General features: G+C 66.3%; 23 protein-coding genes and 1 tRNA gene. 11 read left to right on the forward strand and 13 right to left on the reverse strand.

Annotated features, from left to right (window positions below):
• Positions 1-195 precede the first annotated feature (195 nt).
• The 7 genes from ACYKG1_RS16895 to rimK all read right to left on the reverse strand — a co-directional run bounded on the left by ACYKG1_RS16895 (position 196) and on the right by rimK (position 6,006).
• Positions 196-582, reverse strand: a complete 387-nt coding sequence (locus ACYKG1_RS16895; RefSeq protein WP_262227604.1) for a hypothetical protein — start codon at positions 580-582, stop codon at positions 196-198.
• A 492-nt stretch (positions 583-1,074) separates the two neighbouring features.
• The gene (locus tag ACYKG1_RS16900) at positions 1,075-2,445 is read right to left on the reverse strand and encodes a sensor histidine kinase (protein ID WP_100473729.1); all 1,371 of its coding nucleotides are present in this window, start codon (positions 2,443-2,445) and stop codon (positions 1,075-1,077) included.
• The gene (locus tag ACYKG1_RS16905; protein WP_005410804.1) at positions 2,408-3,085 is read right to left on the reverse strand and encodes a response regulator transcription factor; all 678 of its coding nucleotides are present in this window, start codon (positions 3,083-3,085) and stop codon (positions 2,408-2,410) included. Before ACYKG1_RS16905 ends, ACYKG1_RS16900 begins: the two co-directional genes overlap by 38 nt.
• 161 nt (positions 3,086-3,246) lie before the next feature.
• Complete coding sequence (locus tag ACYKG1_RS16910; RefSeq protein ID WP_478470958.1) at positions 3,247-3,708, reverse strand: hypothetical protein; 462 nt, start codon at positions 3,706-3,708, stop codon at positions 3,247-3,249.
• 115 nt (positions 3,709-3,823) lie between these two features.
• Positions 3,824-4,294, reverse strand: a complete 471-nt coding sequence (locus tag ACYKG1_RS16915) for a hypothetical protein (protein WP_100473731.1) — start codon at positions 4,292-4,294, stop codon at positions 3,824-3,826.
• Positions 4,295-4,389: 95 nt separating this feature from the next.
• Positions 4,390-4,869: a hypothetical protein gene (locus ACYKG1_RS16920; protein ID WP_478470959.1), complete on the reverse strand. Its 480-nt coding sequence runs from the start codon at positions 4,867-4,869 to the stop codon at positions 4,390-4,392.
• A 258-nt stretch (positions 4,870-5,127) separates the two neighbouring features.
• Complete coding sequence (gene rimK, locus ACYKG1_RS16925; RefSeq protein WP_100475240.1) at positions 5,128-6,006, reverse strand: 30S ribosomal protein S6--L-glutamate ligase; 879 nt, start codon at positions 6,004-6,006, stop codon at positions 5,128-5,130.
• A 167-nt stretch (positions 6,007-6,173) separates the two neighbouring features.
• On the opposite strand from rimK, the gene ACYKG1_RS16930 reads away from it, so the two are divergent.
• Both ACYKG1_RS16930 and ACYKG1_RS16935 read left to right on the forward strand, forming a co-directional pair.
• On the forward strand, positions 6,174-6,539 hold the full coding sequence (locus tag ACYKG1_RS16930) for a hypothetical protein (RefSeq protein ID WP_238381612.1): 366 nt from the start codon (positions 6,174-6,176) through the stop codon (positions 6,537-6,539).
• Between the two features lie 79 nt (positions 6,540-6,618).
• Entirely contained in the window at positions 6,619-7,041 is a 423-nt protein-coding gene (locus tag ACYKG1_RS16935) for an acyl-CoA thioesterase (RefSeq protein WP_478470960.1), read from the forward strand.
• Positions 7,042-7,219: 178 nt separating this feature from the next.
• Here the strand turns inward: ACYKG1_RS16935 and ACYKG1_RS16940 are convergent, their stop codons facing one another.
• Positions 7,220-8,254 (reverse strand): hypothetical protein, encoded by a 1,035-nt coding sequence (locus tag ACYKG1_RS16940; RefSeq protein ID WP_478470961.1) that lies wholly within the window; start codon positions 8,252-8,254, stop codon positions 7,220-7,222.
• 79 nt (positions 8,255-8,333) lie between these two features.
• Between ACYKG1_RS16940 and ACYKG1_RS16945 the strand changes: the two genes are divergently transcribed.
• Positions 8,334-9,374 (forward strand): PoNe immunity protein domain-containing protein, encoded by a 1,041-nt coding sequence (locus tag ACYKG1_RS16945; RefSeq protein WP_478470962.1) that lies wholly within the window; start codon positions 8,334-8,336, stop codon positions 9,372-9,374.
• Between the two features lies 1 nt (position 9,375).
• Here ACYKG1_RS16945 and ACYKG1_RS16950 read toward each other — a convergent pair whose 3' ends face one another.
• From ACYKG1_RS16950 to ACYKG1_RS16960, 3 genes are all read right to left on the reverse strand, one after another.
• The gene (locus ACYKG1_RS16950; protein WP_100473737.1) at positions 9,376-9,780 is read right to left on the reverse strand and encodes a DUF805 domain-containing protein; all 405 of its coding nucleotides are present in this window, start codon (positions 9,778-9,780) and stop codon (positions 9,376-9,378) included.
• A 303-nt stretch (positions 9,781-10,083) separates the two neighbouring features.
• Positions 10,084-10,157, reverse strand: a tRNA-Gly gene (locus ACYKG1_RS16955).
• A gap of 115 nt (positions 10,158-10,272) precedes the next feature.
• Positions 10,273-12,126 (reverse strand): autotransporter outer membrane beta-barrel domain-containing protein, encoded by a 1,854-nt coding sequence (locus tag ACYKG1_RS16960; RefSeq protein ID WP_478470963.1) that lies wholly within the window; start codon positions 12,124-12,126, stop codon positions 10,273-10,275.
• Between the two features lie 207 nt (positions 12,127-12,333).
• Here ACYKG1_RS16960 and thiS point away from each other — a divergent pair, with 207 nt between their 5' ends.
• From thiS to ACYKG1_RS16980, 4 genes are all read left to right on the forward strand, one after another.
• A complete protein-coding gene (gene thiS / locus ACYKG1_RS16965) occupies positions 12,334-12,534 on the forward strand; it encodes a sulfur carrier protein ThiS (RefSeq protein WP_087923463.1) in 201 nt (66 codons plus the stop codon).
• A 118-nt stretch (positions 12,535-12,652) separates the two neighbouring features.
• A complete protein-coding gene (locus ACYKG1_RS16970; protein WP_005418798.1) occupies positions 12,653-13,447 on the forward strand; it encodes a thiazole synthase in 795 nt (264 codons plus the stop codon).
• On the forward strand, positions 13,447-14,181 hold the full coding sequence (trmB, locus tag ACYKG1_RS16975; RefSeq protein WP_010481468.1) for a tRNA (guanosine(46)-N7)-methyltransferase TrmB: 735 nt from the start codon (positions 13,447-13,449) through the stop codon (positions 14,179-14,181). The genes ACYKG1_RS16970 and trmB overlap by 1 nt, the downstream gene beginning before the upstream one ends.
• Positions 14,182-14,208: 27 nt before the next feature.
• Positions 14,209-16,056, forward strand: a complete 1,848-nt coding sequence (locus ACYKG1_RS16980) for an SLC13 family permease (protein ID WP_100473739.1) — start codon at positions 14,209-14,211, stop codon at positions 16,054-16,056.
• A 299-nt stretch (positions 16,057-16,355) separates the two neighbouring features.
• Here ACYKG1_RS16980 and ACYKG1_RS16985 read toward each other — a convergent pair whose 3' ends face one another.
• Complete coding sequence (locus ACYKG1_RS16985; RefSeq protein ID WP_012511947.1) at positions 16,356-16,691, reverse strand: Rieske (2Fe-2S) protein; 336 nt, start codon at positions 16,689-16,691, stop codon at positions 16,356-16,358.
• Positions 16,692-16,870: 179 nt separating this feature from the next.
• On the opposite strand from ACYKG1_RS16985, the gene ACYKG1_RS16990 reads away from it, so the two are divergent.
• The 4 genes from ACYKG1_RS16990 to ACYKG1_RS17005 all read left to right on the forward strand — a co-directional run bounded on the left by ACYKG1_RS16990 (position 16,871) and on the right by ACYKG1_RS17005 (position 20,054).
• A complete protein-coding gene (locus ACYKG1_RS16990; RefSeq protein ID WP_262083495.1) occupies positions 16,871-17,152 on the forward strand; it encodes a hypothetical protein in 282 nt (93 codons plus the stop codon).
• Positions 17,153-17,227: 75 nt separating this feature from the next.
• Positions 17,228-17,944, forward strand: coding sequence for a fumarylacetoacetate hydrolase family protein (locus ACYKG1_RS16995; protein WP_019660190.1), 717 nt, complete (start codon positions 17,228-17,230; stop codon positions 17,942-17,944).
• Positions 17,945-17,999: 55 nt separating this feature from the next.
• Positions 18,000-18,404 (forward strand): large-conductance mechanosensitive channel protein MscL, encoded by a 405-nt coding sequence (gene mscL, locus ACYKG1_RS17000; RefSeq protein WP_478470964.1) that lies wholly within the window; start codon positions 18,000-18,002, stop codon positions 18,402-18,404.
• Positions 18,405-18,632: 228 nt separating this feature from the next.
• A complete protein-coding gene (locus ACYKG1_RS17005) occupies positions 18,633-20,054 on the forward strand; it encodes a M28 family peptidase (protein WP_262083493.1) in 1,422 nt (473 codons plus the stop codon).
• 145 nt (positions 20,055-20,199) lie between these two features.
• Here ACYKG1_RS17005 and ACYKG1_RS17010 read toward each other — a convergent pair whose 3' ends face one another.
• Positions 20,200-21,651, reverse strand: coding sequence for an alanine/glycine:cation symporter family protein (locus ACYKG1_RS17010; RefSeq protein ID WP_478470965.1), 1,452 nt, complete (start codon positions 21,649-21,651; stop codon positions 20,200-20,202).
• Between the last annotated feature and the right edge of the window lie 4 nt (positions 21,652-21,655).

Here is a 21,655-nt window from a genome sequence, read left to right on the forward strand (position 1 = left end):
CGGCCGGCACTACCAAAGCAAATCCACGCATGGCGTGGATCTACTGGACGGCTCGATTGCCGGCCAGCGGCCGGCACTACCGGAGCGAATCCACGCATGGCGTGGATCTACTGGACGGTTTGGTTGCCGGCCAGCGGCCGGCACTACCGAAGCCAATCCACGCACTACCGAAGCGCATCCACGCGTGGCATGGATCTACTCCAGCTGCAGGCGGGCATAGCGGGCCAGTTCGCGGGCGCCGAGCAGCAGGCCGTCGACGACATCCGGGCTCAGCTGCTGGTGGGCACCACCCTGCTCGCGCGCGGCTTCGGCGGCGTGCAGCACCTGCATGAGTGCATTCAAGCCGGCCAGGGTGCGGCTGAGGCCGGCCATGGTGGCCGCCTGTGCCGGGCTGAGGCCCGCAGCTTCCAGCCGCCGGCCGTCGGCGGCATCGCGGCCGTCCATGCGGGCCAGCAGGGCTGGCAGCAGATCCTTGGGGTCATCGAGCAGGGTTTCGACGCGCTCAGCGACGTCGGCCGGCAGCAGGTCGGCGGCTTCGCCGATCAGGGCGTGCAGTTGGGGGAACACTGGGCGTGCGGACATGGTGAGGCTCCTCGCAGTCGGCAGGCCACCTGCGGATGCAAGGTGGCGGACGGTGCGGGTTGGCGTACCGGAGACCCAACAACTCAAAAGCTAAGGAAAAAGACTCCAGCGGATTCTGATGAATCCCCACGCACCGTCCGCCGAAACGAGGCAGGCGATGCATTTTCCATGATGGCCGCGGCGCATCTGGAGCTTTTGAATTGTTGGTTTTTTTCAGGACGCCAATCCCGGCCAGGGCACCTGCCCCAGCTGCCCCATCTGGCCATCACGCAGCAGCGTGATCTGTAAGGAAATTCTCAAGCCGCAGTTGGGTGCACGAATGCGTGCATGCGGACACGCGCGCGACGTGGCGGCGATCACGGCGATGTCGTGTTGGGCTTCTGGCCCGGAGTTCCCGTGAGGGGGATTCGATGGCACAAGCGACACAGGGCGCTATGCGAGGTCGGCAGGATTCGTGCCGAACAAGGTCGGCACCCACCAATGCAGGGGCTCTTACAACGGCTTCGGCGAGAACGTCAGGGTGGCGATCACGCCGCGCTCGCCACCAGGGCGCACGCTCACCTGCCAGCCGTACAGATCGCACAGGCGGCTGACGATCGACAGGCCGATGCCACCACCCTGCGAATGGCCTGCGTGCGTACCGCGATAGCCACGCTGGAACAGCTTGGCGGCGTCTTCTTCGCTCAGGCCCGGGCCACTGTCAGTCACCGACACCGAATTGCTGCCGACAAAGACGCGCACTTCGCCATCCTGCGAGTACTTCACCGCGTTGCCGATCAGGTTGCCCAGCGCCACCGACAAGGCCGCCTCGGGCGCATCGATCACCAGGTTGCGCTCGCCTTCCAGCGCCAGTTCCAACGGCTTGCCGCCCAGCTGTGCGCGGTGTGCATCCAGCAGCTGTTCGGCCACGCGGGCGACGTTGCTGGTGCCCTGCCCGCGCTCGTTGCGCGACAGCAGCAGCAGCGCGCCGATCAGGTCGCTGCACTGCTGTTCGGCACGCTGGATGCGCTGCAGGCGCTGCAGCACCTTCTCATCCAGGCCGGGCCGGGTCAGCAGCAGCTCGGTGGCGCCACGGATCACGGCCAGCGGCGTGCGCAGCTCGTGGCTGACGTCAGCATTGAACTCACGGTCGCGCTGCACCACTTCGGTCAGCCGCGACGAATAATCATCCAGCGCCTGCGCCAGCTGCCCCACTTCGTCATCGGGGAAACGCGGCGCCAGCGGCTCGGGATCACTGGTGCCGCCGCGATAGGCACGCAGCCGCGCGGCCAGGTCCGAGACCGGCTTCATCACCTTCGATGCCGACCACCAGCCCAGCACCAGCGACAGCAGGCTGAACACCAGCACCGACAGCACCAGCGCGCGGTTGAGCTGCTGCCCACCGCGCACGCTGTCGGTCATGTCGTAGGCCAGGAACGCCCAGGCGTCGGGCGTCTTGCGCACGGCCAGCTTGTAGGAATAGCGCTGGCCACGCTCGTCCACGCCGCCCATGTTGTACAGGCCATCCTTGAACTCATACCAGTCCGGCTCTTCCTCGCGCAGCGCATCAAACTTGTCAGGCTTGATCAGGCGCGCACGCATCTGCTGCACGGGCAGGTCGGGGTTGCGATCCGGGCTCTCGTAGAACCGCCGCACATACTCGTTGATGTTGCGGTTCATCACGTCTTCCACCAGCTGGTTTTCCACGCGCATGCGGGCCCAGTTGGTGGCGAACGCGAACAGTGTCGTCAGGCAGAAGCCCAACAACACGAAGGAGACGATGATGCGGCTGCGCAGGCGCCGCCGATACGGCGAACGCCGACGCTCCCCCTTGGTTGCCACGGAATCAGGCTTCCGGGGTGGCGATGCGGTATCCAATGCCATGGCGGGTCTGGATCAGCGGCACTTCAAACGGCTTGTCGACCACAGCGCGCAGGCCGTGGATGTGGACGCGCAGCGAATCCGAATCCGGCAGCTCCTCGCCCCAGACGCGGGTTTCCAGCTCCTGGCGGGTCACCACGGCCGGAGCGGCCTCCATCAGGGCCTGCAGGATCTTCAGTGCGGTCGGGTTGAGCTGCAGCAGCTTGCCCTGGCGGCGCACTTCCAGCGTGTCCAGGTTGTATTCCAGATCGCCGGTTTCCAGCACGCGGGTCTGCACGCCCTTGCCGCGGCGCGACAGTGCGTTCAAGCGCACTTCCACTTCCTGCAGCGCGAACGGCTTGATCAGGTAGTCATCGGCGCCGGAATCGAAACCGGCCAGCTTGTTGTCCAGCGAGTCGCGGGCAGTCAGCATCAGCACCGGGGTCTGCTTGCGCGCTTCGTTGCGCAGCTTGCGGCACACTTCGATGCCGTCCATGCCCGGCAGGTTCAGGTCCAGCACGATGGCGTCGAACTCGTGGACCACGGCCAGGTGCAGGCCGGTCACGCCGTCGGCGGCGAAGTCCACGGTGTGGCCACGATCCTCAAGGTAGTCGCCAAGGTTGGCGGCGATGTCGCTGTTGTCTTCGATTACGAGAATGCGCACTGGGACCTCTGGTTCTTGAAGGGTCGTCGGGGGGCCAGGCCCACCCGCTCAGGATGGCCCTGCGCGGGTGGACGCGACGTCTACCCGCTGAACGATACAGGTTCCATTCTTAACATTTCGTACCGAAGGGGCGACACCGGCAAAAGCCCCGGGGCGAGCGGTCAGCGGCTGATGCGCTGCTGGTCGGTCAGCGCCCGGCGGCTGTCTTCCTGGGCCTTGCGACGCTGGGCCACGGTCAGGCAGACGCTGGTCGGCATGTTGCTGCCGGTAAGGCGCTCGCGGCGGCAGATCATGCGGCTGTCGGCCTGGGCGCGGGTCATGATGGTGTTGACGATCTCCTGCTCGTTGAACAGGTCGTTGCGCTCCTGCGGCGCCAGCTCATCCACCTTCTCGCGGCCATTCATCTTGATCCGGATCCGGTTCAGTGCCTGCTGCACGCGGCTCTTGTCCTCCAGCCCGATCTCGCTGTAGTCCTCACTGCCCATGGCCGTTTCAACGCGGCGGATCTGTTCGGATACCGGGGTGAAGGAATCCATCTGCACGGTGTCCTTCTGTGCCCTGGCCTGCACGGTGGCAACCAGGCCCAGCGACAGCATCAGGGCGAGCGTAGTCTTGCGGTACATGACGAGCTCCATGTTCGTCCATGAATAGGGTCTCGACTTTACGGTTCCGCCGATGCGTCCACAAGGGACGCACGGCAGGGTGACCGATGGCGGCGTGCGATCGGCCCGCCAGCAATCAGGGCTTGTAGTTGTTGAAGCGCTGGTTGTCGTTGAGCGCCTTGCGGCTGTCTTCCTGCGCCTTGCGGCGCTGGGCCACGGTCATGCAGACGCTCTGCGGCATGTTGCTGCCGGTGGTGCGTTCGCGGCGGCAGACCATGCGGCTGTCGGCGTGGGCGCGGGTCATGATCGTGTTGATCACTTCCTGGTCGTTGAAGATCTCGGTGCGGTCCTGCGGACTGACCTGCTCCACGCGTTCGTGGTCGCCCATCTTGATCTTGATGCGGCCCAGCGCCTGCTGCACGCGGCTCTTGTCTTCCAGCCCGATCTCGCTGTAGTCCTCGGTGTTGATCGCCGCTTCGACGTTGCGGATCTGTTCGGCCACCGGGGCGTTGGCGTCGAACTTCACCTGCCCTTTCTCGGGCTTGGCGTGGGCAGTGGTGGCCAGGGCCAGGCCCAGCATCAGGGCGACGGGGGTCATGCGCTGCATCGTTACCTCCAGGTTCTTCCATGAGTGGAACATTGACCCTGCGGTGCCACCGCCATGCCACCAGTGCACGTTCGGTGGGCCGGAGGGCGGTGCGGTCAACGCCCGGCGGGCGGTGGGCTGAGCGTGTTGTAGCTGCGCTGGTCGTTGATCAGCGCCTTGCCTTTCTCTTCGATCCGGCGCCGTTCGGCCACGGTCAGGCAGCGGCTCTTGGGCATGTTGCTGCCGGTGGTGCGTTCGTACCTGCAGATCTGGCGGCTGTCTTCATGGCCACGCGCCAGCAGGGTGTTGATGCGTTCCTGCTCGTTGAAGACCTCGGCCTGCAGCTGCGGCGGCAGCTCCTGCACGCTCTGGCGCTCGCCCATGTACTGGCGGATACGCGACAGCGACTGCTGTACCTGGCCGCGATCCTCGGCAGACAGTTCGGCATAGTCGGGGGCGGCCAGGGCGATCTCCACCTGGCGCATCTGCTCGGCGACCGCCCCCTGCCGGTCCATCTGTACAGCGACCTTCTCCGGCTTGGCGGCAACAGCGCCAGACAGGCCCAGCAGCAACGCGATCGTCATGATGCGGTACATCGCCAACCTCCCGATCCATCCCGGAACGAAGGGCCAACTCTACGACCGTCACGCGGCGTCCACAAGAGACCTTGGGCACAGGGCCGACAGGCATAAAAAAGGCCCAGACGGTGCACCCGCCTGGGCCTGAAGTCGTATCCCGATACCGATCCTGCTGAGAGGCAGAGCTGCGGTTCGCTGAAGCCTACGCCGGAGCCGATTAAAGCCTCGTTAAAGCGCCGGATCATTTGGCCATGAGAATCGCAACCACCTGAATAATCAGGGCTTTTTGATCTTTTCCACGTGCTCGATGATGCGTGTGGCCACGTCGACCCCGCAGGCCGCTTCGATGCCTTCCAGCCCGGGCGTGGAGTTGACCTCCAGCACCAGCGGGCCGCGCGCGGAGCGGATCAGGTCCACGCCGCATACCGACAGGCCCAGCGCCCTGGCCGAGCGCACCGCCACCTGCTGCTCCGCGCGGCTGGCCTTGGCCGCCACGGCGGTGCCGCCGGCGTGCAGGTTGGAGCGGAAGTCGCCCTCCGGTGCCTGCCGCTGCATCGACGCCACCACCTGGTCGCCCACCACGAAGCAGCGCAGGTCCGCGCCCTTGGCCTCGCCGATGAATTCCTGCATCAGGAAGTTGGCGTACAGGCCGCGCAGCGCTTCGACGATGCCGCGCGAGGCACTGGCCTTTTCGGTCAGGATCACGCCGCGCCCCTGGGTGCCTTCGTTGAGCTTCACCACATGCGGCGGCGGGCCGAGCATGGACAGCAGATCGACGGTGTCGTCGGGGTTGTCGCCAAACACGGTGACCGGCATGTCGATGCCCTTGGCCGCCAGCAGCTGGTGCGCGCGCAGCTTGTCGCGCGAACGCAGGATGGCATCGGACGGATTGGGCGTGCGCGCCCCCATCAGCTCGAACTGGCGCAGCACCGCGGTGCCGTAGCGGGTGATCGAGGCACCGATGCGCGGAATGACCATGTCCACGCCGGTCATTGGCCGGCCCTTGTAGTGCATGGAAAAGCCATCGGCGGCGATGCGCATGTAGCAGCGCAACGGGTCGAGGATGCGCACGGTATGGCCGCGCGCGCGCGCCGCCTCGACCAGCCGACGGGTGGAATACAGAGAGCTGTTGCGGGACAGGATGGCGAGCTTCATCGCGGTGGGATCGGTCGGCAGGCGCGCAGCATAGCGCGGGCGTGTGGCGGGTGGATGATGCCCTGCCGGCAGGCGCATCTGCGTGCCTGCCGGGGCTGTGCGAAGATGCCTGTCGCCGGCTGCAGGACAGGACACGGCCGGCTTACACAACCCAAGGAGAACCACAGATGCGAATGGGAATTCCGCTGTTGTTGCTGTTTGGCCTGGTGGGAAGCGCCGCTGGAGTGCAGGCCGCGCCGACCCACGCAGTCTCCCGGCTCTACTTCGATGCCAACAACACCCTGATCGGCCAGGGCTTGCGCTATTGCACGGGCAAGACCCAGCACCAGGGCATTGCCTCACACGCCAATACCCGCTGGATCGATGTGTCCTACGCCTGCCAGGGCGACTCGACCGACGTCTCCTACGGCAGCTGGGTGCCTGCGCAGCTGCGGCAGGACTTCTGCACGCTGTATGACGCCTGCACGTCACTGATGCCGTGGCCGGAACCCGGCCTGCCCGGCACGCTCGGCAACGGCTTCTACTCGGACTGACGGCCGGTAACCGCTGCGCCATCTCCGGCGATGGCAGCGCCATCGCCGGGGACTCCACCCGCTACGCCCCGGAGACTTCATGCCACTGACGATCCTTCCGCGCTTCTCCGAAGTGGATGTGCTCGGTCACGTCACCAACACCGCCCTGCCCGTCTGGTTCGAGGAAGGCCGCCAGGAGATCTTCCGGCATTTCAGCCGCGAGGCCAGCATGCGCGACCTGACACTGATCCTGCGCCGCTACGAGATCGACTTCCTGCAGCAGATACAACCGGGACACGAAGTGCGCATCGAGACCCGCATCGAGAACATCGGCCGCTCCTCGCTGTCGATCGTGCAGCAGGCGTTCCAGTTCGAGGCCCTGGTGGCCAGCGGGCGCTGCGTGATGGTGCATTTCGACTATACAACCAACGCCTCGTGCGCCATTGATGCGGAGCAGCGCCGGGCGTTGTCAGGGCTGTTTACCGAGGAGTATGCGCAGCGGGTGCAGGCGGCAGGCGCATGAGCCGTGCGGAAATCCGGTCATCCGCACTCAGTACTGCCCGCAGCGCATTTCCTCAGCGCTTCCAGCGCTTCCAGCGCTTTCCCGGCATGCATCCCGGTATGCAACGTGACCGTCATGATGCCTTCCACTTGCACGTCTCCGGCGGTGGGAGGGCCATCGCCGGTGACATCCTCGTGACTCATCCAGGGGACACGTGCCGCTGATCCGCGCGGGGAAGGCGCAGCGAGAAGCAGCCATCGCGGACACGCACGGCCAGTGCGGTTTCCCGCCATTCCACAGGCAGCGCCAATGCCGTGTGGGGCGTGGGGATGCGTGTGATCGCCTCGAACGTCCAGTGTTCCTCATAGGCTTCGCAGCGAAGCGTTCCGTCATCGCCGACCTCGACCACATCGATCCAGGCCCCACTCCGGGCCTTGCCGCTGCCGCCCATCGCACGGCGGCCAATGGCCTGCCAATGCCCTTGCCAGTGGACGAGCCATACGCCCTCGATGGGACGCAGATCCCCATCAAGCACGCTGCCCGCGACTACCACGCATCGTCCGGACGGGCTGGCGATGACCGTCTGCAGATCACACGCGTGACGGTCACTGGGCTCGCCATCAAGACAGAGGGCGTACGGACAGATGCGTGTAAAGAGGGTCGGATGCGCGGTCAGGCGCAGGTCGTCGGGAAGCAGCGGGATGGCCTGCAGCACCCGGGCATCAGGCAGGACATGCCGCAATACCTGCGGCAACCCGGCGGCCAGCGCCGGATGCTGCTGTTCCAGCCATAGACCCCGGCAGGGGCGCAGCGTGGTTGCTCGGCCGGGAAGATCCCGCAACCACATCGCGGCTTCTGCATCCCCGCCAAGCTGCCGGCGCTCGTGCAGTTCCTGCCAGAACAAACTGGGAACAATCGCCTGCAGGTGCATCACCCTCTTGTCCGCTTCGTCGTAGACGATCACCGCTTCGCTGCGATCACTGTAGCCACTGGCCACACGCAGCGCGCTGCCCGCCAGCGCCTGCCACTCGCCGCTGGCATCGTGGCTGCCTGCGGTGGATACACCCTCGACAATGGCGCCATCGCGCAGCATCACGGTGCCGTAGGCAGGCCCGCCCATGCCCAGCTCGCCCCAATCCAGCAGGACATCATGCGTGGGCGGCCGGGTGGCGAAGGGCAGCTTCGCCCGTGAGCGCAGCAGTGCGCCACCTACGGCGTCGCCAACCAGATCCAAGCGCTGCAGCACGCCGCCCAGGGCAAAGCATGCGGCCAGGCCAACGACCACGCCCCAAGGCGACCACCACGCCACGCAGATGGCGACCCATATCAGGAATGGCAGCCACTGGGTGAAACGGCGGAGGGCGATTCGATCAACGGTCATGCGGGTTTGGTGGCGGCGACTGCGCACCATTCAAACCTTCAACGCTGTGCCAGGCAATGGGGTTCGAACCGGCAATGCCGCTAGACTCTCCCTGATGATGGAATCGATGACTGCCGTGAAGCGCCGGAATCGGCTGCAGGAAATCTTGCCGCGATGGAGAGCACTGGCCAAGGCCCCGGGCCTACCGCGTCGCACGCTTCGCCTGCCTGATTGGCAGGCGGACTGGAACGCAGGCATGGCCTTGCTTGCACGCCATGCGCGCAATGGCGGTGAATCTGCGGAGGAACCGCTGCACGGACATGCGGCCCTGGAGCATGCCTACGATTGGGAGACGGCCGCACAGACCGGCAGCAACCTGCTGCTGAAAGGCATCGACCGGGGCTTCGCCCCCGCGGCGTTGCAGCAGATGCATGCCGACGTAGCAGATCTCTGGCTCGAGCACGCGCGTTTGCTGGCCGTTGCCCGGGACAGCCTGCAACAGCAAGGCCACGACATCGCGCTGGCTGCGCCGTTGCAATCGCGTACAACGCAGCACTATGAATACGCGCTGCAACTGCTGTCACTGGGCGTGCTGCTGGATGCGCAGGAGCGCCTGCCGGCGCTGGTGGAGAAGGTGCTCTGCTTCGACACCGACCGCGTGCTGGACTACCTCACCGCGCCGGCGCTGGGCCTGGTGGAAGCCAGTGATGAGGTCTTTCATCCGCGACCGTTCGCCGAGCTGTTCGCGCCGCTGCGCGACGATGAAGCGTTCGACCCTTCGCTGCTGGCCGGCTACCTGCAGGTGCAGTACCGCGACTTCTTCCTGCTGGCGCCAAAGGCCCAGAAGCGGACCCGACGCCTGACCGGACCGAATGCATGGGGATACTGGGCGCTTGAGGTAGCAGCGCTGGTGGTGCTGTATGGCGGTGACGACGCCACACTGCGCACCTGCCCACACTACCCTTCCGACCTGGTGGACTTCGCCCGGCGCTGAGTCACGCACCCGGCAGGCCGGAAACATCGCCGAATCGATTCTCTTCCTCGTTGCCCGGCAGGAGCATGAGAGGGAACAGGACGAATACACCCAGCGGGATGAAGGCGATCACGACGTACCAGCCAGACTCGTCGATGTCGTGCAGTCGTCGAACGGCCAGGGCCAGCATCGGCGGAAGAAGGACGACGACCGCGCAAACCGTCATCACGCTTCCCAGCGTCCGGAACGGCCCGAAGGCCTCCCAATCGAGCAGCACGGTGCCTGTCAGCCAGTATCCCCCGTCCATCAAGGTGTAGCCCACTGCCACCGCAAGCGCAGCAAACAGAGAGTACGACCAGAACTCCTTCCGGTTGGATCGCCCTGAAAAATCAAAGCAACGCCTGATGGGCACGAGTGCGGCGATCATTCACGCTCCGGGCAGCGGACGAGGGGAGGCTATGGTTAACGATCTTTTAGCATCCCCGAACCCAGCACGAACTGAACCCTGCGGCCCGACGGCGTGGCAGACAGCGGAGGTTGCAAGAGCCCGCGTCGACGATTCAAATGCGATTGCAATGCGCCTTGTAAACAAGTCACTCGGGCTGTGGTTCGGAGAAGCCACAGTCCAACGCATTGAAGAGAGAAATCAGGGCGCTGTCGCCACACGCTGGACTTCGGCGTGGTTCCATGAGTGCGCCGCGTCTGTTTGGGGGTGGATACCCTGCAGACATGGAGCGGGCGATGGGAATCGAACCCACGTCAGTAGCTTGGGAAGCTACAGCTCTACCATTGAGCTACGCCCGCATTACAGGTGAAAGTCTATGCGGAGCGGCCGGTGTTGCGCAATGGTGGCCATCGCATCCGCGAGGGGTCAGAGCCCTTTCCTTGCGGAAAGGGATCCGACCCCGGCGGTTGCCGCTTAGAACGTGCCGCTGAAGTTGGCGAACAGGGTGGCGTCCTGCGCGCGCTTCTGGCCGGTCGAAGCGCTCAGGCCGAAGTTGCTCTGCAGCCCGAACAGTTCGGTACGCGCACCCAGCACGACGGTGGCGTAGTTCTTGTCGAAGTTCAGGCCCGGCACGCGGTAGTTGCCCAGTTCCGGCAGGGTCTGCAGCCAGGCGCTGGCCTGCTTGGTGTCCTCGAACTCGTGATCGTAGGTCACCTGCGCGTACGGCTTGACGGTGCCGCCATCGAAGCGGGCCTGCCAGCCGATGCGGCCGACGGTCGAATCGACGTTCTGGCGGTCGTAGCCCAGTGCGGTGGCCAGGGTGCCGGCCGCGGCGCTTTCGGTGTAGCCGTCGATCTTCACCTTCTGCCAGATCACCGAGGCGATCGGGCCGTGGCGGAAGCCGCCTTCGGTGCCGAACTCGTAACCGGCGTTCAGGGCGGCGGTCAGGTTGCTGCCGTCCGGCGAACCGCCGTGCTCGCGGGTGGCCGGGCCCAGCTGGACCTTGCGGTTCACGTCATAGGAGAGCCAGGTGTAGCTGACCTGGCCGTTCACCCAGATGCGGTCGCCATACCAGCCGGCGAACAGACCGGCGGTGGTGTCCTTCTGGGTGAAGTCGCCACGGCTGTTGCCGAAGTCGGCATTGAGGCGGCCGAAGCCGGCGAACCCGCCGAACACCATGCCGTCGCGCGCCCAGTCGATGCCGAACAGGCCGGCCGGGGCCAGGCCGTCGTACAGATCGGCGTGGTCGTAGCGCTGCAGGTCACCCCGCACGCCCCCCCACCAGGACAGGCCGTCAGCCGGGCGACCGCCCAGGTGCATGCTGACCTGGTCGGCACGCGAGCGGCCGATGGTCTGTGCCGAGTGGCTCAGCACCTGCTGCAGGCGCGGGCCTTCCAGCACCGAGATGGCGTACTGGCCCAGCAGCTGATGGCCGGCGGTGGTCGGATGCACGCCATCGGCGAACAGGTAGGTGTTGGCCGCATCGGGGCTGACGTAGCTGGTCGGGTTGCAGCCGATGATGCTCTGCGTCGAATTGGCCGGGTCAATCTTGCAGGCGGTGCCGGTGACGTTGGTAAAGCCGTACATGGCCGGATTGGCAGTCACCTCGCGCAGGATGCTGAAGGTGTCGAGCGGAATGAACTCGATGCCCGCCTGCTTCAGGCCACCGTACAGGGCCTTGTTGTAACCGGCCGAAAGTGCGGTGGCGGCGGCGGCGTTGGGGCCACGGAACTGCGGAGTGATGCCCACGTCCGGCAGATTGGGCACCAGCACGTACTGGGCACCGGCCTGCTTCAACGCGCCCACCAGCGCGATCTGGTCGGTGACCGCGGCGCCGATGATGCCCTGCACCTGGGCCTGCGATGCACCGCCGGCCGCTGCGCGCGTGGCCGCGAACAGATCATTGGCACCGCCCCAGACGGTGTACAGGGCATTGGCGTCAGCCTTGCCACCATTTGCGGCAAGGTAACGGGTGGCCTGCGACTTCAGCGACGGAATGGCTCCGAGGCCACCCGCTTCGTCGGCCGATACACGGGCGCCGCCGACGGCGTAGTTGTCACCGTTCTGGCCATTGCCGTTGGGCGTGCCGTTGACGCCGTAGTAGTTGGCCACCTGCTGCGACCACACCCAGCCCGGGTTGGTGGTGAACTGGCCGGTGACCGGCTGCACGCCCGGATCAAGCAGTGGGCGGAAATAGCCGGCATCGGTCAGGCTGTCGCCGAAGAACACGGCCCTGGAATACGGGGATTCGCCTGCCATGGCCGGAAGCGCGGCCAGCGCGATCGCGGCCGCCATCAGGGTGCGGATCGGGCGTTTGCTGAGCAGCATGTAAGAAACTCCTGTGGGGAAATCGTTGAGGACCCGGCGGACGTACGCCGGCGCACGGTGAATGGTTTCACTGCGCCGCATTTTGCTCACGCTGCGCCGCCGCATGGATTGTCGCCCGACCACGTGAAAACACGCTGTGCCAGAGCTGGCGTCCGGTTCAAATTGCAAACGTTCCGATCCCGGCGGGCTATCAGCGACAATGCACGGATGAACATCCAGCTCAATGGCGAATCCCGCACCCTGCCCGCTTCGGCGACCCTCCATGACCTGCTGCTGGCCGAGCAGCTGCTGCAGCGCCGGGTGGCGGTGGAGGTCAACGGCGAGATCGTCAGCCGCAGCCGCCATGGCGAGCACGTCCTGGCCGAAGGCGACGTGGTGGAGATCGTGCACGCGCTGGGCGGGGGTTGAGGCCTGCACGGGTGTTCAGGGGTCAGACCCCTTTGCCGGTGGCAAAGGGATCTGACCCCACACTCGACCCCGCCCTCTACGTGACCCCATCTTCAGGCGGATAAGCGATAATCGCGCCATGAACGTTCATGTCTCCCCCGATTCGCTGGTGATCGCCGGCAAGACCTATGGCTCGCGGCTGCTGACCGGCACCGGCAAGTTCAAGGACCTGGAAGAAACCCGCCTGGCCACCGAGGCCGCTGGCGCCCAGATCGTCACCGTGGCCATCCGCCGCACCAACATCGGGCAGAACCCGGGCGAGCCGAACCTGCTGGACGTGCTGCCGCCGGAGCGCTTCACCATCCTGCCCAACACCGCCGGCTGCTACACCGCCGAGGACGCGGTGCGCACCTGCCGCCTGGCCCGTGAGCTGCTGGACGGCCACAACCTGACGAAGCTGGAAGTGCTGGGCGACCAGAAGACCCTGTACCCGGACGTGATGCAGACCCTCAAGGCGGCCGAGCAGCTGGTCAAGGATGGCTTCGAGGTGATGGTCTACACCTCCGACGACCCGATCCTGGCCAAGCGCCTGGAAGAGATCGGCTGCGCTGCGGTGATGCCGCTGGCCGCGCCGATCGGCTCGGGCCTGGGCATCCAGAACAAGTACAACCTGCTGCAGATCATCGAAGACGCCAAGGTGCCGATCATCGTCGACGCTGGCGTGGGCACCGCGTCGGACGCGGCGATCGCGATGGAGCTGGGCTGCGACGGCGTGTTGATGAACACCGCCATCGCCGGTGCCCGCAGCCCGGTGCTGATGGCCAGCGCGATGCGCAAGGCGGTCGAGGCCGGCCGCGAGGCCTTCCTGGCCGGTCGCATCCCCCGCAAGCGCTACGCCAGCGCCTCCTCCCCGGTGGATGGGCTGATCGGCTGATGACCAATCCTTTCGACAGCGCCGGTTCCAAGGCCCCGCCCAAGCCCTTCACCGTGAGCGAGGGCCGCCGCGAGGTGCGCAGCTTCGTGTTGCGCCAGGGCCGTTTCACCCCTGCCCAGCAGCGCGCGTTCGACGAACGCTGGCCACGCTTCGGCATCGACTACAACGGCCAGCCGCGTGACCTGGACGCCACCTTCGGCCGCCCCGCGCACAAAGTCCTGGAGATCGGCTTCGGCAACGGTGCCGCGCTGCGCTTCGCCGCCCAGCACGACCCATCGCGCGACTACATCGGCATCGAGGTGCATGCGCCCGGCGTGGGCCGGCTGCTGAACGCACTGGCCGACGACAACGCCGACCACGTGCGCCTGTACCACCACGATGCGGTGGAAGTGCTGCAGAACGAGATCGCCGATGGCGCGCTGGATGAAGTGCGCATCTACTTCCCGGACCCGTGGCACAAGAAGCGCCACAACAAGCGCCGCCTGCTGCAGCCGGCATTCGCCGAACTGCTGGTGCGCAAGCTGCGCCCGGGTGGCCGCCTGCACTGCGCGACCGACTGGGAAGACTACGCCGAGCAGATGTGGGACGTGCTCGATGCCACCGCCGGCCTGGTCAACCGCGCCGGCCCGCGTGGCAGCGTGCCGCGCCCGGACTGGCGCCCGCAGACCCACTTCGAGACCCGCGGCCAGAAGCTCGGCCATGGTGTCTGGGACCTGCTGTACGACCGCACCTGACGATCGCCTGAGGACACCGCGCCCCACATGGATACCGCGCTGACGCTGACCAACGACATGAAGCTCGTGCTCGGGCTGGTCGGCTTCACGATGGCGATGTTCCTGTTCGAGCGCATCCGCGCCGACGTGGTCGCGCTGGTGGTGCTGGTGGTGCTCGGTGTCACCGGCCTGATCGCGCCGGAGGAAATCTTCGGCGGTTTCTCCGGTAACGCGGTGATGAGCATCATCGCCACCACCATCCTCGGTGCGGGCCTGGACCGCACCGGGGCGCTGAACCGGCTGGCCGCCTGGCTGCTGCGGCGCGGACACGGCATCGAGCAGCGGCTATTGATGATGACCACGGCCATCGCCGGCCTGAATTCGTCCTTCATGCAGAACCCCTCGGTGATGGCGTTGTACCTGCCGGTCGCCTCGCGACTGGCAGCGCGCACCGGGCTGACCCTGCAGCGGCTGCTGCTGCCGATCTCGGCGGCGATCGTGATGGGCGGCGCGCTGACCATGGTCGGCAATTCGCCGCTGATCCTGCTGAACGATCTGCTGGCCTCGGCCAACAACAACCTGCCCTCGGGCCTGGCCACCATCGAGCCGCTGCGCATGTTCGCGCCGCTGCCGATCGGTGTGGCACTGCTGGTCGCCTCGCTGCTGTACTTCCGCTACTACGGCGACCGCAAGCTGATCGAGGAAGAGAACCTGGTCAACGACGGGGTCACCCCGGCGCGCACCGAGAGCTACTTTGCCAAGACCTATGGCATCGAAGGTGATGTGTTCGAGCTGGTGGTCAGCGCTGAAAGCCCGCTGGTCGGCATGACCCTGGGAGAGGCCGAGAACCTGCACGATGCGCCGCTGCTGCTTGCCCTGAAAACCGGCAACGACACCCGCCTGGCGCCGCCGGCGGAGATGCGCATCTGGGTCGGCAGCGTGCTCGGCGCGATGGGCCCTCGCCAACAGATCAGCGATTTCGCGCAGAACCAGTTCCTGCGCATGTCTTCGCGCCTGAAGCACCTGGGCGACCTGTTCAATCCCAGCCGCGCCGGTATTTCCGAAGCGGTGGTGCCACCGACTTCGAATGTGATCGGCAAGAGCGCGGCCGACCTGCGCCTGCGCAAGGAGCGCGGCATCAGCCTGCTGGCGATCAACCGCGACAAGCAGGTGATTCGCGAGGACGTGCGCGACGTGCAGCTGCGCGCCGGCGACATGCTGGTGTTCCACAGCATCTGGACCGACCTGGCGCAGGCCGCCCGCAGCCGCGACTTCGTGGTGGTGACCGACTACCCGACCGGCGAGCAGCGCCCGCACAAGTTCAAGATCGCGATGGCGATCTTCGCGTTGACCATCCTGATCGCCCTGACCAGCAAGCTGCCGGTGGCGCTGACCCTGATGACCGGCGTGGCCGGCATGCTGCTGACCGGCGTGCTGCGCATGGACGAGGCCTATGCTTCGATCAACTGGAAGACGGTGTTCATGATGGCCGGGCTGATTCCGCTCGGCTGGGCGATGGACTCCAGTGGCGCGGCGGCGTGGGTGGCCGGCCACACCATCGACAAGCTGCCCACCGGCATTCCGGTGTGGGTGCTGGAAGTGGCGCTGGCACTGCTGACCACGGCGTTCTCGCTGGTGATCAGCCATGTGGGCGCGACCATCGTGATGGTGCCGATCGCGGTGAACCTGGCGTTGGCGGCGGGTGGCAACCCGACCGCGTTCGCGCTGATCGTGGCGCTGTCGGCATCCAACAACCTGATGACAGCCTCCAACCCGGTGATCTCGATGATCACCGGCCCGGCCAACTACACCCCACGTGAGATGTGGCGGGTCGGCGGACCGTTGTCGCTGATCTACACCTGCGTGGTGGTGTTGATGATCAACCTGATGTTCTGAGGGTTGGGGTTTGTTGGCAGGGCTGCGCCCTGCACCTGCAGAACGTCAACGTCAAAAGCTGTTTTCCTGGGGGATGGCGGGGCGGGTCCGGTTGCGGGGGACGCCGTAAACCCATCCATGGGGGCTTGGTCGCGGCATCCATGCCGCTCACACCCCCGCAACCGGACCCACCCCGCCTTCGACAATTTCCGTCGATCTGTCGGTGGATGAATCTCTGGATACCCATTGATGTGGATACCCATTGATGTGGATACCTATTGATCCTGTGGGTGCGAACCTTGGTTCGCACGCCGGTTGCCTCAAGCCAGGTAGACCTGCCCGTCGCGCACGTCCACCGGCACCGCACGCAGGCGGTCGCCCTTGCACGGGCCGGCGATGCAGTCGCCGCTGTCCAGCGCGAACGAGGCGCCATGCGCCGCGCACACCAGGTGGCCCTCACGGCTTTTCAGGAACTGGCCTGGCGCCCAGTCCAGGCGGCGGCCGGCGTGCGGGCAGATGTTCAGGAACGCGCGCACCTGCGCACCGTCGCGGTACAGCACCAGCGATTCGGCATCGCCATCGACCACCGCTTCGACCTCGGCAAACGCGCCATCGGCAATGGCATCAAGGGCGATCAGGGCAGCAGCGGCAGTCATGGCGAAGGCTCGGACACTAAAACCCGCATTGTCGCACGCCCACTCAGGTGACTGGCTGCGACATGAACACAAGTCATTGATCCGTAATAAGCACAGGCTATATTTAACGAGTTTTTCACTCAATGACAGTGGCGCGTCCCGATACTCTGGTTTCGCTGATCCCAGCCTATCGAGCCGCCATGTTCAATCGTGCATCCGCCGTCAACCAGTTCCGCACTTTGTTCGCGCCGCGCAAGCCGCGCCACCCGCTGGTGCGCGTAGCCGTAGGCCTGCTCGGCCTGGCGATCCTGGCCGCGATGGTGTTCATCGGTGTGTTCGTCGGTGCGGCAATGATCATGGTCGGCCTGGCGTGGAAGCTGCTGGCCTCGCGCAAGCCGGGCGTCGCCCGTCCGGTCGACCCGACCGTGGTCGAAGGCGAGTACCGCGTGGTGCGCAAGCCGGTGTTGCCGGCCTCGCGCTGATCCAGGTCTTCCGCGCCCGCTGACGGCGGGCGTCTTGCGTTCTAGACTGCGGGCACGCCCTTCCTGGATGCCCGCATGTCCGATGTCTCCGATGTGATCCCTGCCGTAGCCCTGCCGCGTGTGCCGGTAGCCGGTGGCGGCAGTTTCCCCGTGCACCGCATCTACTGCGTCGGCCGCAACTTCGCCGACCACGCCCGCGAGATGGGCGCGGCGGTGCCGGCGGCCGATGACCGTGGCCGCCCGATGTTCTTCAGCAAGCCGGCCGATGCGATCGTGGTCGGCCACGACGATGCCATCCCCTATCCGCCGGCGACTGCCAACCTGCACCACGAAGTGGAGCTGGTGGTGGCGATCGGCCGCGATGCGCCCGCCGGCGAGCTAGCCGTGGCCGACGCCGATGCGCTGGTCTATGGCTACGCCGTCGGCCTGGACCTGACCCGCCGCGACCTGCAGGCCGCGGCCAAGGACAAGGGCCACCCGTGGGATGCGGCCAAGGGCTTCGATGCCTCCGCGCCGATCAGCGAAATCGTCCACGCCGAGGAAGTCGGCGACCTGGCCGCGCTGAACCTGTCGCTGGAGGTCAACGGCGAGGTGCGCCAGCAGGCGCTGCTCGACCAGATGATCTGGAACGTGCCGGAGATCCTGCATGAGCTGTCCAAGCTGTGGCAGCTGCGTGCCGGCGACCTGGTGTTCATGGGCACCCCGTCCGGGGTGGCTGCACTGAAGCCCGGCGACCGCTTCAGCGCCCGCCTGGAAAACGTGGCCGAGCGCCACGGCGTGATCGCCGGCTGACATCACCTGCGTTACCCTGCGCGCTGTCCACTTTCCCCACCGGAGAAAAACAACAATGGGAATGCTCACCGAGTTCAAGGAATTCGCGATGCGCGGCAACGTCATCGACCTCGCCGTCGGCGTGGTGATCGGCGCGGCCTTCGGCAAGATCGTGACCGCGCTGGTCGAGAAGATCATCATGCCGCCGCTGGGCCTGCTGATCGGCAAAGTGGACTTCTCGCAGCTGGCGTGGACGTTGTCACCGGCCAGCATCGGTGCCGACGGCAAGGAGATCCCGGCCGTGGTGATCGGCTACGGTGACTTCATCAATACACTGATCCAGTTCGTGATCGTGGCCTTCGCCATCTTCCTGGTCATCAAGGTGATCAACCGCCTGTCGCGCAAGAAGGAAGCCGCGCCGGCGGCACCGGCCGAGGAAGTGGTGCTGCTGCGTGAGATCCGCGACAGCCTGAAGAAATAAGGCGGTAGCGCCGGGCCATGCCCGGCGGGACGCCATCTTGCCGCTGCGCTCGCCGGGCATGGCCCGGCGCTACCGCAGAAGCATGTGAAAGAAAGCCCCGCCCCGGCGGGGCTTTCGCTTTGCTGGACATGGCGGAAAACAGCGTTCGCGCCAGCCATGACCTCCCGCCCATGCGCCGGGCTGAACGACTGTTAAGCTCCAAGGCTTAGGTCCCTTCCGGAGTTGTCCATGCGTCGCCGCCTCCTTGCCATCGCATCCTCCCTCGCCCTGCTGGCCGGCCCGGCCTTCGCAGCGCCGCACACCACCACCCTGCCCCCCGCCTCGCTGGCCACCGCCGCCCAGCTGCGCGACCAGGCGCTGGCCGACGACACTGGCTGGAAGGTGGTCGAATCGCTCACCACCGAGATCGGCCCGCGCATCGCCGGCAGCGAGGCGGACGCCCGTGCGGTGGCCTGGGCCGAGGCCAAGTTCAAGGCACTCGGCTTCGACAAGGTGTGGAAGGAGCCGGTGACCTTCCCGAAGTGGGAGCGTCGCAGCGAACATGCCGCAGTAACCGGCAAGAACCCGCAGCCGCTGCAGATCACGGCACTGGGCGGCAGCCCGGGCGGTACGGTGGAAGCGGAAGTGGTGCGCTTCGCCGACCTGGCCGCATTGCAGGCCGCACCGGCCGGTTCGCTGAAGGGCAAGATCGCCTTCGTCGATTACCAGATGCTGCCCTTCCGCGATGGCCGCGATTACGGCCGCGGCGGTGCGATCCGCAGCAAGGGCCCGTCCGAAGCGATCCGCAAGGGCGCGGTCGGTTTCCTGATGCGCTCGGCAGGTACCGACTCGCACCGCGTGCCGCACACCGGCATCACCCGGTTTGACGATGGCCTGACGCCGGTGCCGTCGGCGGCGCTGTCGGTGCCCGATGCCGACCAGCTGGCCCGCCTGCTGGCGCGTGGCAGCACCACGGTGAAGGTGGCGCTCGATTGCGGCTGGGACGGCACCGCCACCTCTTACAACGTGATCGGCGAGATCACCGGCCGCAGCCTGCCGAAGGAAGTGGTGGTGATCGGTGGTCACCTGGATTCGTGGGACCTGGGCACCGGCGCGGTGGATGACGGCGCGGGCGTGGGCATCACCATGGCCGCCGGCCACCTGATCGGCCAGCTGAAGCAGGCGCCGAAGCGCACCATCCGCGTGATCGCCTTCGCCAACGAGGAACAGGGCCTGTACGGCGGCAAGGCGTATGCCGAGGCGCATGCCAAGGACGTGGCCCTGCACCAGCTGGCCGCCGAGAGCGACTTCGGTGCCGGCCGCATCTATGCCTTCAATACCGGTTCGCCGAACCCGGAAGGCTCGCGCGAGGCAACGAAGCAGATTGCCGAGGTGATGAAGCCACTGGGCATCGAGTACCAGGCCGACAAGGGCGGCCCGGGCCCGGACGTCGGCCCGCTGGCTGCCAAGGGCGGTGCGTGGGCGTGGCTGGCGCAGGATGGCTCGGACTACTTCCACCTGCACCACACCGCCGACGACACGCTGGACAAGATCGACCCGAAGGCACTGGCGCAGAACGTGGCCGCCTACACCGTGTTCGCGTACCTGGCGGCGGAAGCGGATGGCAGCTTCGGCAGCGAGGCCAAGACGACCACGCCGCCGAACGAATGATGCACTGGCGCCGGGCCATGCCCGGCGAGTGCAGCGGGAAGAGCGGTGCGAACCGAGGTTCGCACCCACCGGGCAAAGTCGCACGCACCGGGCCAAGGCGCGGGTCAGAGCCCCCGCCTTGGCGAGGGATCCGACCCCAGTCCTGTCAGCCTTCCCACACGCTGGTGTTGCGCACACCCAGCAGCTTCGGGTTGTACAACGGATCCTTGCCGGCCTGGCGATGCTGCTCGTAATCGCGCAGTGCCGCCAACGCCGGCTTCTGCAGCAGCAGGATGGCAATGATGTTCAACCAGCTCATCAGGCCCACGCCGATATCGCCCAGCGACCAGGCCACCGTTGCACTGTTGACCGCCGAGTAGCCGGTCGCCGCCAGGAACAGCAGCTGGAACACGCCCACCACCCACGGCGCCGGGCGATCACGGCACAGGTAGCTGATGTTGGTCTCGGCCATGTAGTACAGCGCCAGGATGGTGGTGAACGCGAACGGCAGGATCGCCAGCGCCACGAACGAACGGCCGAAGCCCGGCAGTGCGGATTCCACCGCATGCTGCACGAAGCGCGGCCCGGCCTCGACGCCGGGCAGGTTGCCCAGCAGCAGGCGCGCCTCATCCGGAATGCCGTTCACCGCCGGGTTGTAGACGTTGTACAGGCCGGTGGACAGGATCAGGAAGGCCGTGGCGCTGCACACCACCATGGTGTCGATGTAGACCGAGAACGACTGCACCAGGCCCTGCTTGACCGGATGCGAGACTTCGGCGGCAGCGGCCGGATGCGCGCCGCTGCCCATGCCGGCCTCGTTGGACAGCACGCCGCGGCGCACGCCCCACTGGATGGCAGTGCCGATCATCGCACCGAACGCTGCATCCACGCCGAAGGCACTGCGCAGCACCAGCATGATCACGTCCGGCACCTTCTCCGCGTTGAGCACCATCACCAGCGCCGCGACCAGCAGGTAGGCCACGGCCATCAGCGGCACCACCCATTCGGCCACGCGCGCAATGCGCCGCACGCCGCCGATGAGGATGGCACCCAGCACCACCAGCAGGACGGCGGTGGTCGTCATCACCGGCACATCCCAGGCTTCGTTGACCGCACTGGTGATCGCGTTGGACTGCGTGCCGGCCAGCATCGCGCCCGCAAGCACGGTCACCAGTGCGAACAGCACCGCATACCAGCGCTGGCCGAGGCCTTTTTCGATGTAGTAAGCCGGGCCGCCCCGGTACTGGCCCTTGGCATCACGATCCTTGTAGATCTGCGCAAGCGTGGATTCGACGAAGGCACTGGACGCACCGAGGAAGGCAACGATCCACATCCAGAAGATCGCGCCGGGGCCGCCGAAGGCGATGGCCATGGCGACACCGGCGATGTTGCCGACGCCCACGCGGCTGGACAGCGAAAGGGACAACGCCTGGAACGGCGAGACGCCGGCATCGGAACGCTCATGACGGAACATCAGGCGCAGCATGTCCGGCAATGCCCGCAACTGGATGAAGCGCGTGCGCACGCTGAAGTACAGGCCGGTGAGCAGGCACAGCACCACCAGGTAGGGACTCCAGACGATGCCGAGGATCGCGTTGACGATGGATTCGATGTTCATCGGC

Source organism: Stenotrophomonas sp. 85239_Sma (assembly GCF_056481725.1).

Coding starts and splice junctions, on each gene's coding strand:
- ACYKG1_RS16895 (WP_262227604.1), bottom strand. CDS start 582: ATGTCCGCACGCCCAGTGTTCCCCCAACTGCACGCCCTGATCGGCGAA.
- ACYKG1_RS16900 (WP_100473729.1), bottom strand. CDS start 2,445: ATGGCATTGGATACCGCATCGCCACCCCGGAAGCCTGATTCCGTGGCA.
- ACYKG1_RS16910 (WP_478470958.1), bottom strand. CDS start 3,708: ATGTACCGCAAGACTACGCTCGCCCTGATGCTGTCGCTGGGCCTGGTT.
- ACYKG1_RS16915 (WP_100473731.1), bottom strand. CDS start 4,294: ATGCAGCGCATGACCCCCGTCGCCCTGATGCTGGGCCTGGCCCTGGCC.
- ACYKG1_RS16920 (WP_478470959.1), bottom strand. CDS start 4,869: ATGTACCGCATCATGACGATCGCGTTGCTGCTGGGCCTGTCTGGCGCT.
- rimK (WP_100475240.1), bottom strand. CDS start 6,006: ATGAAGCTCGCCATCCTGTCCCGCAACAGCTCTCTGTATTCCACCCGT.
- ACYKG1_RS16930 (WP_238381612.1), top strand. CDS start 6,174: ATGCGAATGGGAATTCCGCTGTTGTTGCTGTTTGGCCTGGTGGGAAGC.
- ACYKG1_RS16935 (WP_478470960.1), top strand. CDS start 6,619: ATGCCACTGACGATCCTTCCGCGCTTCTCCGAAGTGGATGTGCTCGGT.
- ACYKG1_RS16945 (WP_478470962.1), top strand. CDS start 8,334: ATGGCGACCCATATCAGGAATGGCAGCCACTGGGTGAAACGGCGGAGG.
- ACYKG1_RS16950 (WP_100473737.1), bottom strand. CDS start 9,780: ATGATCGCCGCACTCGTGCCCATCAGGCGTTGCTTTGATTTTTCAGGG.
- ACYKG1_RS16960 (WP_478470963.1), bottom strand. CDS start 12,126: ATGCTGCTCAGCAAACGCCCGATCCGCACCCTGATGGCGGCCGCGATC.
- thiS (WP_087923463.1), top strand. CDS start 12,334: ATGAACATCCAGCTCAATGGCGAATCCCGCACCCTGCCCGCTTCGGCG.
- ACYKG1_RS16970 (WP_005418798.1), top strand. CDS start 12,653: ATGAACGTTCATGTCTCCCCCGATTCGCTGGTGATCGCCGGCAAGACC.
- trmB (WP_010481468.1), top strand. CDS start 13,447: ATGACCAATCCTTTCGACAGCGCCGGTTCCAAGGCCCCGCCCAAGCCC.
- ACYKG1_RS16980 (WP_100473739.1), top strand. CDS start 14,209: ATGGATACCGCGCTGACGCTGACCAACGACATGAAGCTCGTGCTCGGG.
- ACYKG1_RS16985 (WP_012511947.1), bottom strand. CDS start 16,691: ATGACTGCCGCTGCTGCCCTGATCGCCCTTGATGCCATTGCCGATGGC.
- ACYKG1_RS16990 (WP_262083495.1), top strand. CDS start 16,871: ATGTTCAATCGTGCATCCGCCGTCAACCAGTTCCGCACTTTGTTCGCG.
- ACYKG1_RS16995 (WP_019660190.1), top strand. CDS start 17,228: ATGTCCGATGTCTCCGATGTGATCCCTGCCGTAGCCCTGCCGCGTGTG.
- mscL (WP_478470964.1), top strand. CDS start 18,000: ATGGGAATGCTCACCGAGTTCAAGGAATTCGCGATGCGCGGCAACGTC.
- ACYKG1_RS17005 (WP_262083493.1), top strand. CDS start 18,633: ATGCGTCGCCGCCTCCTTGCCATCGCATCCTCCCTCGCCCTGCTGGCC.
- ACYKG1_RS17010 (WP_478470965.1), bottom strand. CDS start 21,651: ATGAACATCGAATCCATCGTCAACGCGATCCTCGGCATCGTCTGGAGT.